This is a genomic window from Vicinamibacterales bacterium (assembly GCA_035699745.1).
Classification (GTDB): domain Bacteria; phylum Acidobacteriota; class Vicinamibacteria; order Vicinamibacterales; family 2-12-FULL-66-21; genus JAICSD01.
On sequence record DASSPH010000011.1, the window covers coordinates 1 to 17,087 of the forward strand.

Sequence of the window (17,087 nt, forward strand, 5' to 3'; positions counted from 1 at the left end):
GCCGCACCCTTGAGGTTGAAGCTGCGCCGAGTATAGCGTCACCGTCCCGGAGAGGGTCTGCTGCTTCCCGGACGGCTGCCGCACATCGAGGCGGTCAATCGCTGGCGGGCGACGTCACTGCCTCACCCGGAACTGCTCGGAAGTCTCAATACGAACCGTCGGCGCCCTGCTCGGCGGTGAGGCCGAGAGCGCTGCAAGCAGCAGTGACATGCCCGCTGCCGAGGTGACGCCAACGATCGCGAAGCCGTAGGCCCATGCTATTCGCGACCATGGCCAGGTGCGCGGCTTGCGCCAGTCGCGGGCGAACGAGTCTTCGAGCAGCTTCAGGAAATCGTCGGTGATCGGTTTGGGCGCCGCCGCGCTCCACAGATCCCACACCACCCACGCCGCGACGGCTGTCAACAGAAGACCGCACCATACGTTCAGCGCCGCGTTCAGCGTGCCGACGCGGTAAGCGACGCGTTCGCATGGCAGCGTGACGGGTGCCGCGGCATAGCAATTCGTGAGGTCGAACACCGTGACGATGCTGTGAGGCGCCGAGGCGATCAGGTGCGCGCCGAACCCGACGGCCGCGTACACCAGCACCCCCATGCCGAATTCCCATGTCGCCAGGCGGATCCAGGCGGAAGGGGAGTCCGGCGGGATCATCAGCCCACGGCGGCGCCACGGACTGATCTCCGGAGGCGGCGCCCACTTAGCCACGCGGGTCCTCGATTGAGATCACGGTGTTGCCGGCGCGGTTTCCCCAGGGCGGCGGCGGGCCGTCGCCGACGCGGATGGTGATCACGGGAAACGGAGGCGCCTCGCTCGACCAGGTGGTGTGGCAGTCGCTGACGATCACCAGCAGATCGATCGGATCGTGCTTCCTTTCGATGAACGCGCGCAGGCCGACATCCAGGTCCGTGCCGCCGCCGCCGTACAACTCGACCTGCCCGGCGCGGAAGACCTTGCGCACATCGCGGACCGCGGCGTCGCAGCACGCGACGACGACCTCCGCGCCGTACCCGAGCTGGCGGGTCAGGCCCCCCAGTTCCGCCAGTGCCCGCGCCAGCTGGGAGTCTTCCATCGAACTAGAGGTATCGATCAGGAATCCCGGCCGCGGGCGCGGCTGGTGGAAGCTGGGCATGAGGAACTCGCCGTAGCACGCCTGCCGCCGATGCGGGCGCCGGTAGGTGCGGTCGTAGCGGCCCAGCGTACTCTCCCGCAAGGCCCTGCGGACGACGTGACGGATGGTGGCCATGTAGTCGACCTTCGGTGCGAGCGTGGCGGTGGCCCACCGGCGCCACGCAGGTGGAACATCACCGGCGAAGGTCGAGATTTCGTCGATGCGCCGCGCCACCTCGCGCCGTACGAGTTCGGCCTTCAAACGATCGACGCCAGGGGTTCCGCCATCCCCTTCATCCTCCGGCGGCAACTCCCAGAATCGCCGTTCGCCATGGGCACCCGATCCGCAGTCCGGCGCGTCGTGTGCGCTTTCTGCAGTCGCCTCACGTCGATCGCTGCGAGGCGGGATCGGCAGCCGCTTGTAGTAGGTCTCCGCCGTGGAGCCGCTCTCCAATCCGTACTTCGCGGGCAACGGCGGGTCGCCGGGCAGCGGCAGGCCCTCGGCGTGGAGATCGTCGTTGATTTCGCAGTCGCCCGCGGTATTCCAGCGCCGGTGATCGGTGAGGCCGGCGGCTTTCTTGCGCGCCTCGTGGTCGCGCAGCAGGTGCCCCACCTCGTGGATGAGCAGTGTCGCGTTCTCTTCGACGGTATGCCGCGCCACCCACGCATCGTTGTAGTACAGGCGCCAGTGCGCGTCGACGGCCATGCTGTCGATCAGGTCGGTGGCGACCGGAATCATGCTGAAGAGCGCCGGCGCGAAATAGCTGCGTTGATAGGCGGCGCGTACGCGCGCCGCCTGCAGCTCGCGGGAGTAGCCGTCGGCCGTTCGATCCGGGCGGCGAATCAGATCGCGGAACGGGAGCTTCACCGTCAGTCCCGCGGCATCAGCTTCGCCATCTGCATCAGCTCGTAGAAGGGACGGCACTCCTCGGGCAGTTTCATCAGGCCCTCGGGCCGGTTCCGCTGGTCGCACAGCGTGCGCGCCGCGGCGGCCGGGATGTCGGCGTTCTTCCGGCTGCCGACGCCGAGCGCGATCATCGCCGCTTCCCAGCGCAGCGGCGTGTTGTTGTTGAGCACCGCACCGGCGAGCGCGTAGCACACCGCGTACGCGCGATCGACGCGCTCGGGCAGCACGAAGCGTCGGGGATCCCGCAGGATGTCCTCCGGATCCGGCAGGTTCAGCGCCTCGCGATATTCCAGAAAGGGCAGCGCCTGATCGCCGACCAGGCCCGCCAGCGCCTCCCCCTGGAGCACGCGATTGCCCGGCGAGACGGCCTCGATCGCTGCGAGGAACCGTGACGCGAGATACCAGGTCCGGCCCGATGGCCACGGTCCGCTCCGCCGGGCGGGATCGCTCGGCGGCGCCAGCCACGCGTCACGGCCGGCGGCCCTCACATACGCGGCGATCATCGCCCGCTCGCCGTGATGGTACCTGGCCAGATAGTCGGCCGGAAGCACGGGCATGCTGCCGGGCGCCGGGAAGTCGCTCACCATCAAGTCGCACCAGGTCTCGTGATCCATCGGGAACTCGCCGTGCCAGAGGCGGTTCGCCATCGGCGCCTGGATTTCCTGTCCGCCGGCCGCCCACTCCACGGCATTGCTGGCGCACAGATATACGACGCCGCCCTTGCCGGGCTCGTAGTCCGGCAGCCGCAGCTCGCCGCAGACGTTCTCCGTCAGCAGCCGCAGCATCGCCGCCTGCGTCGTCGGCGGCACGGTGGTCAGTTCGTCCAGAAAGACCACCACCAGGTAGCCGTCCTCGGCGAGGCGCTGCGCGTCGCGCGCCCACGCCATGGGCAGGAGACGCACGCCGTCGGGCGCCGACACCGGAAAGCCGCCGAAGTCCTGGGGTTCCCGGATCGACCCGATCAGGACCATCACCTTGCATTTGATCCCGGCGCGCTCGAATCCCGCCTCGAGGCTCTTGGTGAACTCCGTTTTCCCGACGCCGGGGAACCCGGTCATGTGCATCGGGATGCGCGCCTGTAACCCGATGGCGACGAGTTGCACGAAATGCCGGAACTCCATTGGCGGGACACCCCCGGGCCATTAGACACCGCTTTCGGACGGAGTGGTGTGCGTGCTCGCGGGTAATCGGCTTCGGGATGATCGGCATCGACGCCTTGACCCTCGAGACTCCTTGTGACCATAATTGGTCATGAGCGACGTCCGCATTGCCGATTTGAAGGCGCGCCTCAGCGAACACCTCCGGTCCGTACGAAACGGCGGGACGGTGACGGTGCTCGACCGCGATACTCCCATCGCCCGCATCATCCCGGTTGCCGCGCCGTCCCTCGAGATTCGCAAGGCCAGACGTCCGCTCCGGGACCTGAAACTCCCACCCAGGCCGTCGAAGCGTACCGACAGCACGGCCTCTCTCGTTGAAGACCGTCGCCGCCGGTGATCGCGTATCTCGATACTTCGGCGCTCCTCCGCATCGTTCTGCGCGAGGCTGGCGCGCTCGACGACCTGCGAACCTATGACCGTCTCGTATCGAGCGAATTGATTGCCGTCGAAAGCGCACGGACGATCGATCGGCTTCGCACGCAAGGCGCGCTGACGATGACCGAGGCGGCCGAGCGGATCGGGGTGGTGAACGAGTGGCTCGAAGCGGTCGACCTGGTGCTGCTGCGTCCGCCCGTATTGAGCCGTGCGAGCGACCCGATGCCGATGCCGCTCGGCACGCAGGACGCCATCCACCTCGCGACCGCCCTGAGCTGGCGCGACCGCCTCGGACCGCTGCCGCAGATGGTGACACACGACGCGGCGCTCGGTGCGGCGGCCCGAGGATTCGGGTTCGACGTTCGCGGCATCTGAGCCGGCGCCTCTCGCAGGCCGCAGCCTACGGCCCGCGCACTGCGATTCGCGACGTGAGCTTCTGACGACGACAGGACCGATGTCGCGGGGCGCGTCGGCCTATTCGGAACGCAGCGCCGTGGCCGGATCGACGCGAGAGGCGCGCCAGGCCGGCGCGGCGATGGCGACGAGCGCCACCGCGGCAAGCAGGGCGACCGCGCTCGCGATCGTGAAGCCGTCGAGCGGGGTGACGCCGTACAGCAGCCCGCGGAGTGTGCGCGTAACCGCCGCGGCGCCGGCCAGCCCGACTGCCGCGCCGAGCGCGGTGAGCAGAAGCCCTTCGCCGATGACGAGCCGGAGAATGCCGGCCGCCGATGCACCCAACGCCACGCGCACGCCGAATTCCTGGGTACGTTGCGACGTCAGATACGCGAGCGTGCCATACAGGCCGACGCCAGCGAGCACGAGCGAGGCAATGGCGAACGCGGACAGCACCAGCATCGTGAACCGCGTGTTGTCGATGGACGCTGCGACGATCTCCTGCATCGGCCGAATGTCGAACACCGGCCGGCCCGGGCCGAGGCTCTCGACGGCTCGTTTGATCGCCGGCCCGATGGTCGAGAGCGGCGCGCGGGTCTTCACCACGAGGGTCTGCTCGATCTCGTACACGTGCGACGGCACGTAGATCATCAGCGTGTCGCCCTGGCGGATGTCTCGCGCGCGGATCGGACCGGCCACGCCAACGACCTCCAGGGGCAGCTTCGAGTACTCGACCGATAACTGTTTGCCGATCGCGTCCCCCTGCCACAATCGCGCCGCCACCTGCTCGTCGACGATGGCGACGCGACGGCGATGAAGGATGTCGTCATCTGAGATGTCCCGGCCGGCGCGCAGCGGAATCCCCATGACGCCGAGGAACCCGGGCATGACGCTGCGGTGCATGCCGATCGAAGGGGTCCCCTGTCGATCCTCGCCCCGCCGGAAGCGCAGCGTGCTCTGAACCGGCGCCAACGGCAGCGGACCGCCGATGCTGACGGCCTCGACAGCGGGCAGGTCGCGCACGCGCGCCATCGCAGTCTGATAGAACGCCGACCGGCGTTCGACGCTCGAGAAGTTCCTCAGGTTCAGCGACACCCGCGCGGTGACGACATGCGCCGGCTCGAAGCCGATGGGCGCGTCGAGCAGCTTGATGAACGTGCGCAGCATCAGGCCGGCTGCAACGAGCGGCACGATCGACAGCGCCACTTCGGCCAGAACGAGCGCGCGCTGCAGTCGACGGCTCTGCAGCTGGAGCGATCCCGGCCGGCTGGCGTGAAGCTGCTGACCGCCCCCGCCGCGCGTGAACGCCAGGGCGGGAGCCAACCCGAAGATCGCGGCCGATACCAGTGTGACGCCAGCCGTCCACAGAACGACGACGCCGTCGACGGCGATCTCGGACTGGCGGGGAAGATGGGCCGGCCGAAGCCAGTCCAGGAGGTCGACGCCGAGCCGCGCGAGCAGTAAACCGGCGGCGCCGCCGAGCAGCGCGAGGAGGAGGTTCTCCGCCAGAAGCTGGCGAATCAGGCGGAGCCGCGTGGCGCCGAGCGCGCGCCGCACCGCGAGCTCACGCTCACGTCTCTTCGCCCGCGCCAGCAGCAGATTCGCGACGTTGACGCAGGCGATGAGGAGCACGAACCCGACTGCCGCGGCGAGCGCCATCAGCGCCGGTCTCACCTCGCGCGTGACCACCTCGCCCAGCGGCCGCACCGTCATACGCAATCCGCCCGGGTATGCCGATGGATGGCTGGCGGCGAAGCGTGCGGCGGCAGTGTCGAGCTCCGCCTGCGCCTGCGCGAGGGTTGCGCCAGGCGCGACGCGGCCGAACAACGGCATCCCGCGATAGATCAGATCCGGCGCGAAATCGCGCGGCAGCACCAGATCGACCCGCTCCTCGGCATGGTTCGCCGCCGGAACAACGAGCCGGAAGGCGGGCGGGAGAACGCCCACGACCTGCACGGCCATGTTGTTGACCGTCAGCGGCCGTCCGATCACGCCGGGATCGCCGTGGAACCGACGCTGCCACAACTCGTGGCTGATCACGACGCCTTTGAGGAGGGTGCCGTCCGCGTCCATGGATGTGACGATCGTTCGTCCGGCTGTCAGGGTTGCACCCAGGAGCGGCAGCAGGTCGTCGGTCACCCTGGCGGACGCGACCCGTTCCATCATGCCGTCTATTTCCAGACTCGCATCGCGTCCCTCGAGCTGTGCGATGCCGGTGATCAGCTGCAGCTCCCGTGGATCGAATACCGGGCCGGCTGACGAATAGGCGCTCGGCAGTGCGTGCGTGTCGGCCTCGATGAGGACGATCCGGGCCGCGTCCGGATATGGCAGCGGCCGCCACAGCACGGCGTGCATCACGCTGAAGGTGGCGGCGTTCACGCCGATGCCGAGCGCGATGGTCATGACGACGACCAGCGCATAGGCGGGAGATCGCCACAGGACCCTGGCGCCATATCGGACGTCGTGCAGCGCCGCCCCGAGCGCCGCGCCGATGCGGACGTCCCGCACGCGTTCTTTGACCTGCTCGATGCCGCCGACCTCGATGAGCGCGGCGCGCTCCGCTTCGCCGCGTGTCAGGCCTCGCCGTTCGTAGGACGCAGCGCGGGCCTCGACGTAGGCGCGGAGCTCGTCGTCCAGGTCACGGTCGGCGCCTGCGGATCGCCGCAGCGCCCGGATCCGCGCCAGCACGGCGCGCAGGATGGACATGATCACGCCCCTTCCAGCACGAGCGTCATCGCCATCACCACGCGCTGCCACGAAGCCTTTTCAGCGGAGAGGCGGCGCCGTCCCTCCCGCGTCAGGCGGTACGACTTGATGCGGCGCCCCTTGGGAGGCATTTCCCATTCACCCTCGATCAGCCCGTTCTGCTCGAGGCGGTGAAGTGCAGGAAAGAGCGATCCCGCCTTGACGTGAAACGTCCCTCGGGTCGTCTGAAAAATGCGCTCGGCGATGGCGGCGCCATGGAGCGGCTCCAGTTCGAGCGTCCGGAGGACGAGCAGGTCGAGCGTGCCCTTGACGAGCGAGGCGACGGGTTCCGGCATGAGTAGGACTTCTTTATAGAAGTCCTATATATCATGGCGGACGCAGGCCTTCAACTCACGCACCGCGCCGACGCCTCTCGCCGCCGCTCGGGACCCAGCCTACTGCTCGCGGACGTCGATTCGTGAATTGATCGTCAACGGGCCCGAGACGACCTGCTGTTTGCCCGACGGCCACGTCACTTCGATCCGCTCCACCGTGTCGCTCGCCCCGAGACCGAAGTACAGCGGATACAGGCTGTGCGAGAGATATCCGGAGTTGCCGTCGAAGACCTTGGTGTAGGTCGACCCGCCCGCGGTCACCTTTACGATCGCCCCCAGCCCGTCGCGATTCGACGTCGTCCCGGTCAGCTTCACCGCGATGTAGCGGACGCGCGTCTTCTCCGTCAGGTTGCTGACGAGCACCATCGGCGCCGCGTTGAACTCGTTGGTGACGATGTCCAGGTCGCCGTCGCCGTCGAGATCGAAGAGTGCCGCCGCGCGTGAGCCGCGCGCGGCCCACACCGCCACGCGCCCTGTCGCGCCCGCGGCATCCGGATGCCCCTTGTCCTTACCGGACGCGTCGAGCTCGAACCAGGGCGTCGTCAGGCCGCCCTGCCGCGGCTCGATGCCGAGCAGGAACTCCGCGTCGGCGAACCGCCGGCCGCGGTCGTTGAGCTTCACCGAGTTGACCATGTAGCGGAACGGGTAGTTCATGCCGGAGGCGATGAACGCGTCGTCCCACCCGTCGGCATTCAGGTCGCCGACACTCGGACCCCAGGGACAGTAGTTCTCCGCGCCGACGGTGTCGGAGACCTCGCGAAACTTGCCAGCGCCTTCCTTGAGGAAGAACGAGTTGCCCCAGGTGCTGGTCTTGCCGCTGCCGACGACCGAGGCCGGCCACAGCATGGTCGACTTCGTCTTCTCCCGCTCGGGGCCGATCATGTCGCTCATGTCCGAGTGCATGTCGGTGACGAAGATGTCGAGGCGTCCGTCGTTGTTGAAGTCGAAGACCTTGATCCCCATCGCGCCCCACGACGTGCGCGGGAACACCTCGGGGCTCTTCCTGACGAAACGCTTGCCGCCGACGTTCTCGTAATACTGGTCGTCTCCCTGCATGTTGAGCACATACAGGTCCAGCCAGCCGTCGTCGTTGACGTCGACGGCGCTCGCGTCGCCGGACCACGACAGGTCCTCGAGTCCGGTCTGCTTCGAGACATTGACGAAGCGGTTCCTGCCGGCGTTGTGGTACAGGATGCTCGGCTCGGCGAGCGCCCGCTTCAGATGCCCCTCGAACGCCTTGTCGATGCCGACGTAGTAGGTGTAGCCGTCTCCCGCCTTCCGGTCCGTCGTGTAGCGGCCGACGTTGACCAGGAACAGATCGAGCCTGCCGTCGCGGTCGTAGTCGAAGAACACCGCCGACGACGAGTGGCCGACGTAGTCGACGCCCGACGCCGCAGAGATGTCCTTGAAGCGGCCGCGGCCGTCGTTTTCGAAGAGAGTGTTGCCGCCTCGCACGGTGGTGACATAGAGATCGGCGTCGCCGTCGTTGTCGATGTCGGCGAACGACGCCGACACGCTCACTTTGTCCGGCACCGCCACACCCGCGGCCGCCGTGATGTTCTCGAACCGTCCGCCGCCGAGGTTTCTCCAGAGCTGATTGCCGCCGACCTGGTTGACGAAGTACACGTCCAGCCGGCCGTCCGCGTCCACGTCGGCCACCGCCACGCCGTTGCCGTGATCGTAGTGAACCGCTTTGTAGGCCTTGCCCGCGTCGGCGACGATGCCGTGCTTGAACGTGATGCCGCTGTCGGCGAGGCGGTCGGTGAACTGGAAGTCGTGGAACGCCGTGAGGCTCGACGCCGTCCGTGCCTGCGCCGCGGCGGCTCTCTGGAGCCAGGTGCTGTCCTGCAGTTCGGCGGGGACGAGCCGTCTCGGGGCATCGCCGACCGGCGCCTGGGCGGCCGCGGCGGCGCCGATGGCGGCCAGCAGAGCCGTGGCCACTCGTGCGCGGGGAGCCGGGGTGATCATCGCGCGGCATTGTAGTATGTGCCGATGAAACGCATCCTCCTCGCTTCCGCATTCGCCGCCGCCGCAGTCGGGGTGTACGGGCAGCCCGCGCGCCCCGCGCCGATCGTGTCGCCGCAGGTCAACGCTGACAAAACCGTGACGCTGCGCTTCCGCGCGCCGAACGCCAGAAGCGTCGAGCTGATCGGCGAGCTCGAAGGCAAGCCGTCGTACCCGATGACGAAGGATGACGCGACCGGCGTCTGGTCGGTCACGATCGGCCCGCTGCCGCACGACGTCTACAACTACCAGTTCCGCGTCGACGCGGTGAACGGGCAGGGGGGCGTCGTCGCAATGGATCCCGCGAATCCGTCGGTCAAGCTCGGGTTCGGCGGGTTCCCGTCCGCGAGCATGTTCGAGATTCCCGGCGACGGCCCGGAGTTCGAGGACGCCAGGGAGGTGCCGCACGGGGCCGTCCGGATGGAGACCTACCACTCGAAGACGATCGGGGCGCCGCGCACGCTGTGGGTGTACACGCCTCCCGGCTACGATCGGGGCGCCACGCGCTATCCCGTGTTCTACCTGCTCCACGGGTCCGGGAACATCGACTCGAGCTGGATTCTGACCGGACGCGCGAACTACATCATGGACAACCTGATCGCCGAGGGGAAGGCGAAGCCCATGATTCTCGTGACCCCGCTCGGCTACGCGCGGCAGGGCGTCGGCACGGGACCGGATCGCGAGCAGGATCGCAGCGCGATGCAGGGCGGGCGAGGGGCGCCGCCGCCCGCGGCCGGCACACCGGCGGCCTCACCGGGCGGACTCTTCGGCCAGGACCTGCTCAAGGACGTCGTTCCCTTCGTCGAGAAGACGTTCCGCACGCTGCCCGGGGCGGACAACCGCGCGCTCGGCGGGCTGTCGATGGGCGGCGGCCAGACGGTGGCGGTCGGCTTCTCGAATCCCGACACCTTCCACTCGCTGGTGATCATGAGCGCCGGCTCGAACAACGCCGATACGCTCTATCCCGATTTCTTCAACGCCGCCGTGACGAACAAGAAGATGAAGTTGATCTGGCTCGGCGTGGGGAAGGACGATGCGCTGGTGTCCGCCGGCGCGAACGCCCTGCACGAGGCGCTCACGAAGGCGAAGATTACGCACACCTGGCGCGTCACGGAAGGGCGCCACGAGTGGGTGGTGTGGCGGCATCACCTCCGCGAGGTCGCGCCGCTGCTGTTCAAGCCCGCCGCGGCAACGAGTACGTCGACCGCGGCGCGCTGAGACGCGCTCAGGCGTCGCTTCGCCGGAAGGCACCAAGGCACGAAGGCACGAAGCCAAATTGGTTGGGTCTTCGTGCCTTGCTGCCTTGGTGCCTTGCCGAAGCCGGGCCGTCGGCCCGGCTCACCTCGTTCCTTTAGGTACGGGCGTGTCGTCCGCCTTCAAGTCGCCGAGCGCGTACTGCACGCCGGCGAGAATGTGCTCGAGGAACGGCGTGACGGCGTAATTGCGTTCGTGGTGGCCGTGCGCCTCGTAGAAGAGGCGGCCCTTGCCCTCGCGGCGGACCCAGCTCAACGCGTAGTCGTGATCGCTGCGCGGATTCGGCTCCTTCGCCTTGTCCTCGGCGCTCATCTTGTCGTAGTTGACGCTGGTGAGCACGCGCACGTTGTCGCGCGAGAAGGATTCCTGGTTGAACGTGTAGGTCTCGTCGCGGATCTCCCACTCCTGCCCCTTGAACATCGCAGTCAACGGGCTCTTCGGGTCGTCGATCTTGACCGTGATGAGCTGCGGATCGTTCCAGTGGAACTTGAAGTAGCCGCCGATGACCCTGTTCCACTCGGGCCAGAGCGGATCGCCGCCGGGGCGCTGCGGCGAAGCGCCCGCGTTCTGACGGCCACCGCCGGGCGGAGGCGGCGGCAGCAGGCCCGCGAACCGCGGTCCGAAGTCCGCCTGCGCCACGCGTCCCGCCTTGTCGGGATCGAGCTTGTCGTACCAGCCGTCGATCGCCGCCGTGAACTCGGCGCGCGACAGTTTCTGGTCGGCGTCCTTGTCGCCCTGCACGAACAGCGCCGCGACATAGGGGGTCGCCGCGCCGCCGCGGCCGCCGCCCGGGGCGCCGCGCGCTCCGGCGGGCAAGCCCGCTTGCGCGCCGCGCGCTCCTCCGGGAACGCCCTCGCCACACGATGAGCCGTGGTACGAATCCGACGCCGCGTGGAGGCCGGCGATCCCCTTGCCGCCGCGGATGAACTCGAGCAGCGCCGCGCGGCGCGCCGCGGTCGCCGCCGCGTCATTCGGATCGTCGAGGAAGCATCCGGTCGTGTTGTTCAGCACGATGACGTCGTATTGCTTCAGGTTCGCGGTGTTGATGTCGGCCGCGTCGTAGGTCGTCGTCGCCGCCCACGCGCCGGTCTTCTTGCCCATCTCCTCGATCATCTTCGCGGCGAGCGGAATGGAGGAATGGACGAAGCCGCGCGTGCTGGCCAGCACGAGCGCCTTCCGCGGACGTGCCGGCTTGGCCATCGCCGTTGCCGGGAGCGCCGCCATCATCTTGTCGACGTCGGCCGGGCACGGCACGCGCGGGTTGTTGCTGCGCCCGCCGCACGCATCCTGCTGCGGCGCCGGCGGCGCCGGAGTGTTCGCGGCGAGGACGCGGCCCAGGCCTTCGCCGACTTGTGCGGCGGTCAGCGAGCCCGCCTTGGCGGCGTCCCACTCGGTGAACCAGCGGTCGAACGCGCCCTTGAACTCGTCGCGCGTGACACTGCCGTCCTTGTTGGCGTCGGTCGCCAGGAAGATCGCGGTCCCCGCGCCCCCGCGTCCGCCGCCACCGCCACGGCCGGGCGGCTGAGCGCCGGGGGCCGGCGGTTGTCCCTCGAGGGCCGGGACAGCCCCGAGCCTGCCGTGGGCGACCAGCGGTCCGACCGCGCAGCCAATCACCAGCGCCACGCAGCCGGCCGAGACTCGAGATGAAAGTGACTTGATGGTTCGCATGACGCAGATGCTAGTTGCAGCGGCGATCACTCGCAATGGCAAACTGGCCCCGGCAGATTCCGAGTGTGCCGTTTTAGAACACGATACGAGCTCTTTCAGAACACTCCCGGGCCGTGCCGCCGGCGGCGATCGTCGCAAGTCATTCCGTTTGTTGAGTCGCCGATCCGGCCGAAAGCGGGCCCGCCGCTTGCTCCACTGGGGGCATGTCTCGCGCTCGCAGCCACGCCGGCGATGCGATGGTCGGCGTCAGCGGCCTCTGCACGCTGGCGGCCGGCGTGTCGATCATCAGCCCGGACGTCCGTGCGCAGGTCAATGCGTTTGCCGGCGATCCCGTCGTTCAACTGAGCGGACTGGCGTCGCGCGCGCTGGACTTCGGCAACATGGTCGTCCGATCGGCCGGCGACTATACGCCGGACTCCACCCCGTTCATGGGCTTCGCGATCGTCGCCGTCGTCCTCACGCTCATGATGTTCCGTTCCTGAGCTTCCCGCATCGGCCGCACCACTCACTTCGCAACTGCGCGTGCCCGCCGGGGTAAAATCGCCCGGGCCCGATGACGCGTCTGACATTCGGCGCAGCACTCCTGCTCGGCGGGGCATCCGTGATGGCGGCACAAGCGCCCGCGCCCCGGCGCGCCGCACCGCCGCCGGCGGTGGCTTCCTCCCGAACCTTCCAACCGCCTGAGACCTTCCGGAAGTACTGCTTCGAATGCCACGGCGGCACCAGGCACAAGGGGGATGTCAGCATCGAGCGGTTGATCCGGCTGTCCGCGCAGTCGTCCGTCGGCGACTACTGGGAAGAGTGGAACAAGGTCGCGGAGATGCTCGAGACGGGCGCGATGCCGCCCAGAGATGACGCCGATCTCTTTCCGACCGACGACGAGCGCGCGGCGACAGGGGCGTGGATCCGCTCAGCCCTGGCCGCGTACGAAGCGAAGCACGCCGGCGATCCCGGGCGAATCACCGTCCGCCGGCTGACCAGCGCCGAGTACGCGTATGCCGTTCGCGATCTGACCGGCCTGGATCTCGACGCCGGCATCGATGCCTCCAGCGACTCGGTCGGGGGCGAAGGGTTCACCAACTTCGGCGACGTGCAGTTCGTCGAGGAGACGAGCGTCGAGCGCTATCTCGAGGCCGCGAAGCAGGTCGCCGATCACGCCGTGGTCGGTGCCGGACCCCTCGAGTTCTTCGCCGATGCCGGCAGGACCGGCCTCGAGCTGTCCGCGCTCAACCGGATCAACGGCCTCTATCGGTCGAAGGGGTTTCGCGTCGTCTCGGGAGAAGGCGGACGCCCGTTCGGGCTCGATCGGTACGGCAAGGCGTTCTTCGTCGCCTGGTATTACAAGCATCGCGTCGCGCTCGGCGATCCTGCGGCGACGATTCGCGGGCTCGCGGCGAAGGAAGGCATCACCGGCCGTTTCGCCGAGCACGTCTGGACGGTGCTCAACACGCGGGATAGCGGGTATCCCACCCGCGTCACCGTGGACGGCTGGACGAAGCTGCCCGCGCCCGGGCCGGACGTGGCGGCGTCGCTCGCCGCGGCCCGCGCCGGGTGCGACGATCTCTACAAGGCGCTGACGACCTGGCCGAGCTGGTTCTTCGCCCGCGGCGATCTCGCGGCCGGCGGCGCCGGCGACGAGAGTCCGCTGGTCTTCGACGACACCACGCTGAAGGCGGAGACCACACGCCGCTACACCTACACGTTGAATCCGCGCGGCGGCCGCGGTCGTCCCTCGGTGGCTGCCGGGCCGGTGAAGGTGTTGCTCACGTACGCGGACGTCAACCCGAGACCCGGATCGAGACCCGCAGTCATCTGGCGAAATCCGCGCATCGTCACGCGTGCCCCTGGCGCGGCAGGCGGCGCGGGCCCCTCGACGGCGCTCGGGGCAGGCCGAGGGCGCGGCGCCTCCGGGCCGATTCTCTCCACGCGCTCGCTGCGGCTCTCGTTGCCCGCCGACGTCGCCGGATCGCTCGCGTTCGGTACGAGCCCGGACGCAAGCGTCATGGGCCCCGAGGACTTTGCCGCCACGAAGACGATGTCGTTCTCCATCGACGTGCCGCCCGGCGACAACCTGGTGGAGTTCCAGGCCGACGCCGAGTTGGGCAGCGACCGGAACGCGGTGATCCGCGTGACCATCTCGGACCGCGCCGAAGGATCGCCGCGCGATGCGCCGCAGCGCGCGATTCTCGGCGACCCGAAGAGCACGGGCTACGAGCAGTTCCGTGCACGCATCGCCGAGTACGTCTCGCTGCTGCCGCCCAACTCGCACGGCGAAGCCAATCCCGCCGACAAGGATCCGGTGCCGCCGCCGTTCGACAACACCTACAACAGCCCCGAGCACGACGCGTTCGTGATGAACGTGAAGTACCAGCGCAACGACCGGTTCTTCACCGAGAACATCGTGGACGGCGCCGATCGCGCGCGGCTGAACCAGGCATGGAACGATCTCTTCGGATCGTGGCCGTACCACGACGCGTATCTGGCGATGCTGGCGGATCACTACGAGGTGGCGCTGGACAGCCGGAAGATCGAAGACATGACCGCCAGCCGCATCGCGGCGCTGCCCTCGGCGATCCGGCCGCACGTCCTCGCGCTGCGCGCGCACTATGACCAGGTGAGGAAGGCGCAGGCGCTCGCCGAGCCCGGTCACGTAACGGACGCGCTCGCGTTCGCCAGCCGCGCGTGGCGCCGCCCGCTGACGGCCGCCGAGAAGGCGAGTCTGCGGACCTTCTACCAGCGAGCTCGTACGGCGAATGGTCTCGATCACGACGCGGCCATCCGCGCTCTTCTCGCGAGAGTCCTCGTCTCGCCGGCGTTCCTCTATCGCCTCGAGACCGATGCTCCGGGGCCCGAGCGTCCCCTGAACGGCTTCGAGCTCGCCAGCCGGATGAGTTTTTTCCTGTGGTCCTCGGTTCCCGACGACGAGCTGCGCCGCGCCGCGGCGGCCGGCGAGCTCAGTCGTCCGGCGCTGCTCGCCAGGCAGGTGAAGCGCATGACCGCCGATCCGAAGGCGCGCCGCTTCGCGACCGAGTTCTTCGGGCAGTGGCTGGGCTTCTATCACTTCGATCGCTACCGCGGCGTGGACACCGGACGCTTCCCGGAATTCACCGACGAAGTGAGGGCGGCGATGTACGAGGAAGCGATCTCGACCTTCGAGCACATCGTCCGGCGCGACCGGCCCGTCAGCGAGATCCTCGCGGCCGACTACACCTTCCTGAACAAGCCGCTGGCGGACTTCTACGGCATCGAGCGCAGCGTGGCGTCGGCGGAGCGCATGGAACTGGTGGAAGGCGCCGGCGCATTCAACCGCGGCGGCGCGCTGCGTCTCGGCTCCGTGCTGACGGCGACCTCGGCGCCGCTCCGCACCAGTCCGGTCAAGCGCGGCGACTGGATCCTGAGACGCATTCTCGGCACGCCGACGCCGCCGCCGCCGGCCGACGCGGGCACCATCGCGGCCGACGACCGGACGTTCAACGGCCTCACCTTGCGCGAGAAGCTGGCCCAGCACAAGCGCAACGCCACCTGCGCCAACTGCCACCTGCGCATCGACCCGCTCGGCTTTCCGCTCGAGGGCTTCGACGCCGTCGGGCGATCCCGCGCGGCCTATGCCGACGGCAAGCCCGTGGACGTCACCGGGGAATTCGCCGACAAGACCACGATCGTCGGACCCGATGGTCTGCTGCGGTACTTGCAGCAACACGACAAGCAGGTGGTGACGACGCTGGCGAAGAAGATGATTGGCTACGCGCTCGGACGAACCGTGAGGGGTTCCGACCGCGGCCTGGTCGAAGCCATGGCCAGGCGCGGCGGCGCTGCGTCCGTGTCGGACCTCGCCACCGCCATCGTCACGAGCCGCCAGTTCCGCAACCGTGCCGGGAGCAGCAAATGAGCAATGGTTCGGGTCACTTCTCGCGGCGTCACTTCCTCCGCGGCATGGGGGTCGCGCTCGCGTTGCCGTGGATGGAGTCGCTGCCGGTCTTCGGTCAAGCGACGAAGGTGAACGCGCCGCCGCTGCGGCTCGGCATCGTCTTTTTCTCGAACGGCGTGGAGCCGATCCACTGGTGGGCCAAAGGTCAGGGGGCGAGCATGGAGCTTGGTCCCGGGCTGCTGCCGATGATGCCGCACCGGCAGGACATGGTGTTCCTGCAGGGGCTCTTCAACAGGACGGCGGAGGTCTCGACCAGTCCTCACCTCGGGCGGATGAACGTCCTCTCGGGCGCGCCCGTCAGCCTCGACCCGAACGAGATCCGCGTCGGCACGTCGATGGACCAGATCATCGCCTCCCGGATCGGCGGCCGCACGGCGGTTCCGAGCCTCGTGCTCGGCATCGAGCCGAACGAGCTGCGCCTCGAGGATGGCCTCTCGATGATCTACGGCTCGAGCGTGTCGTGGATCTCGCCGACCAAGCCGGCGACCAAGGAGCTGTATCCGTCGCGCGTCTTCGATCGCCTGGTGGGTGACGGCAGCGGCCGTCAGCTCGATCGGAGCATCCTCGACGAGGTCCGGCGGGACTCACAGAGCCTGAGGCCGAGGATCAGCCGCGGCGACAACGAGAAGCTGAGCGAGTATCTCGAATCGATCCGCGACATCGAGAAACGGATCGAGCGCGCGTCGAAGGAAGAGCGCATCGAAGGCTGGCGTCCGACGCTGGCGCAGCCCGACATGCCGCGCCCGAAGAACGAGCTGCCGCAGAACGTCCCGGATCACATGAAGCTGATGCTCGATCTGATCGTGCTCGCGTTCCAGATGGACAGGACCCGCGTCGCGACGCTGATGCTCAACAACGATCTGTCGCAGATGAACTTCAAGTTCCTGGAAGGGGTGCAGGGGGCGCTGCATCTCGACCTCACGCACAACGGCCGCGCCGCCGACAAGGAGGCGATGTACCTGAAGACCAATCAGTACCACATCGCGCAGTTCGCCTACCTCACACAGCGCATGAAGGACATCCCGGAAGGGGAGTCGTCGCTGCTCGACAACTCGATCCTGGTGGCCACCTCGAGCCTCTTCGACGGCGATCTCCATACCGCGAACCAGCTGCCGTTCCTGATCACCGGCAAGGGGGGCGGCACGATCAAGGGCGGGCGGATTCTGGACTATTCGGGTAAGGGGGATGAGGGCCGGAAGGCCTGCAGCCTGCAC

General features: G+C 68.3%; 13 protein-coding genes. 6 read left to right on the forward strand and 7 right to left on the reverse strand.

The genetic code is table 11. The features are described 5' to 3' along the window. Nucleotides 1-114 precede the first annotated feature (114 nt). The 3 genes from VFK57_01580 to VFK57_01590 are packed head-to-tail and all read right to left on the reverse strand — an operon-like array spanning nt 115 to nt 3,132. Nucleotides 115-702, reverse strand: coding sequence for a hypothetical protein (locus VFK57_01580; GenBank protein ID HET7694370.1), 588 nt, complete (start codon nt 700-702; stop codon nt 115-117). Next, nucleotides 695-2,077, reverse strand: a complete 1,383-nt coding sequence (locus tag VFK57_01585) for a VWA-like domain-containing protein (GenBank protein ID HET7694371.1) — start codon at nt 2,075-2,077, stop codon at nt 695-697. The genes VFK57_01580 and VFK57_01585 overlap by 8 nt, the downstream gene beginning before the upstream one ends. Continuing rightward, nucleotides 1,975-3,132, reverse strand: coding sequence for an ATP-binding protein (locus tag VFK57_01590; protein HET7694372.1), 1,158 nt, complete (start codon nt 3,130-3,132; stop codon nt 1,975-1,977). Before VFK57_01590 ends, VFK57_01585 begins: the two co-directional genes overlap by 103 nt. 130 nt (nt 3,133-3,262) lie before the next feature. On the opposite strand from VFK57_01590, the gene VFK57_01595 reads away from it, so the two are divergent. Both VFK57_01595 and VFK57_01600 read left to right on the forward strand, forming a co-directional pair. After that, entirely contained in the window at nt 3,263-3,508 is a 246-nt protein-coding gene (locus tag VFK57_01595; GenBank protein HET7694373.1) for a type II toxin-antitoxin system prevent-host-death family antitoxin, read from the forward strand. After that, on the forward strand, nt 3,505-3,921 hold the full coding sequence (locus VFK57_01600) for a type II toxin-antitoxin system VapC family toxin (GenBank protein HET7694374.1): 417 nt from the start codon (nt 3,505-3,507) through the stop codon (nt 3,919-3,921). Before VFK57_01595 ends, VFK57_01600 begins: the two co-directional genes overlap by 4 nt. Nucleotides 3,922-4,020: 99 nt before the next feature. Here the strand turns inward: VFK57_01600 and VFK57_01605 are convergent, their stop codons facing one another. From VFK57_01605 to VFK57_01615, 3 genes are all read right to left on the reverse strand, one after another. After that, the gene (locus VFK57_01605; GenBank protein ID HET7694375.1) at nt 4,021-6,645 is read right to left on the reverse strand and encodes an ABC transporter permease; all 2,625 of its coding nucleotides are present in this window, start codon (nt 6,643-6,645) and stop codon (nt 4,021-4,023) included. A 2-nt stretch (nt 6,646-6,647) separates the two neighbouring features. Then, nucleotides 6,648-6,980: a PadR family transcriptional regulator gene (locus tag VFK57_01610; protein HET7694376.1), complete on the reverse strand. Its 333-nt coding sequence runs from the start codon at nt 6,978-6,980 to the stop codon at nt 6,648-6,650. A 99-nt stretch (nt 6,981-7,079) separates the two neighbouring features. After that, the gene (locus tag VFK57_01615) at nt 7,080-8,987 is read right to left on the reverse strand and encodes a CRTAC1 family protein (protein HET7694377.1); all 1,908 of its coding nucleotides are present in this window, start codon (nt 8,985-8,987) and stop codon (nt 7,080-7,082) included. Between the two features lie 24 nt (nt 8,988-9,011). On the opposite strand from VFK57_01615, the gene VFK57_01620 reads away from it, so the two are divergent. Beyond that, nucleotides 9,012-10,241: an alpha/beta hydrolase-fold protein gene (locus VFK57_01620; protein HET7694378.1), complete on the forward strand. Its 1,230-nt coding sequence runs from the start codon at nt 9,012-9,014 to the stop codon at nt 10,239-10,241. Between the two features lie 120 nt (nt 10,242-10,361). Here the strand turns inward: VFK57_01620 and VFK57_01625 are convergent, their stop codons facing one another. Continuing rightward, nucleotides 10,362-11,945 (reverse strand): ThuA domain-containing protein, encoded by a 1,584-nt coding sequence (locus tag VFK57_01625; protein ID HET7694379.1) that lies wholly within the window; start codon nt 11,943-11,945, stop codon nt 10,362-10,364. A 203-nt stretch (nt 11,946-12,148) separates the two neighbouring features. Between VFK57_01625 and VFK57_01630 the strand changes: the two genes are divergently transcribed. The 3 genes from VFK57_01630 to VFK57_01640 all read left to right on the forward strand — a co-directional run. After that, a complete protein-coding gene (locus VFK57_01630) occupies nt 12,149-12,427 on the forward strand; it encodes a hypothetical protein (GenBank protein ID HET7694380.1) in 279 nt (92 codons plus the stop codon). 71 nt (nt 12,428-12,498) lie between these two features. Next, a complete protein-coding gene (locus VFK57_01635; protein HET7694381.1) occupies nt 12,499-15,834 on the forward strand; it encodes a DUF1592 domain-containing protein in 3,336 nt (1,111 codons plus the stop codon). Beyond that, nucleotides 15,831-17,087: DUF1552 domain-containing protein (locus VFK57_01640; protein ID HET7694382.1), on the forward strand; the 1,257-nt coding region annotated here is incomplete at its 3' end. The genes VFK57_01635 and VFK57_01640, both read left to right, overlap by 4 nt.

Coding starts and splice junctions, on each gene's coding strand:
- VFK57_01620 (HET7694378.1), top strand. CDS start 9,012: ATGAAACGCATCCTCCTCGCTTCCGCATTCGCCGCCGCCGCAGTCGGG.
- VFK57_01605 (HET7694375.1), bottom strand. CDS start 6,645: ATGTCCATCCTGCGCGCCGTGCTGGCGCGGATCCGGGCGCTGCGGCGA.
- VFK57_01610 (HET7694376.1), bottom strand. CDS start 6,980: ATGCCGGAACCCGTCGCCTCGCTCGTCAAGGGCACGCTCGACCTGCTC.
- VFK57_01615 (HET7694377.1), bottom strand. CDS start 8,987: ATGATCACCCCGGCTCCCCGCGCACGAGTGGCCACGGCTCTGCTGGCC.
- VFK57_01595 (HET7694373.1), top strand. CDS start 3,263: ATGAGCGACGTCCGCATTGCCGATTTGAAGGCGCGCCTCAGCGAACAC.
- VFK57_01630 (HET7694380.1), top strand. CDS start 12,149: ATGTCTCGCGCTCGCAGCCACGCCGGCGATGCGATGGTCGGCGTCAGC.
- VFK57_01635 (HET7694381.1), top strand. CDS start 12,499: ATGACGCGTCTGACATTCGGCGCAGCACTCCTGCTCGGCGGGGCATCC.
- VFK57_01590 (HET7694372.1), bottom strand. CDS start 3,132: ATGGAGTTCCGGCATTTCGTGCAACTCGTCGCCATCGGGTTACAGGCG.
- VFK57_01625 (HET7694379.1), bottom strand. CDS start 11,945: ATGCGAACCATCAAGTCACTTTCATCTCGAGTCTCGGCCGGCTGCGTG.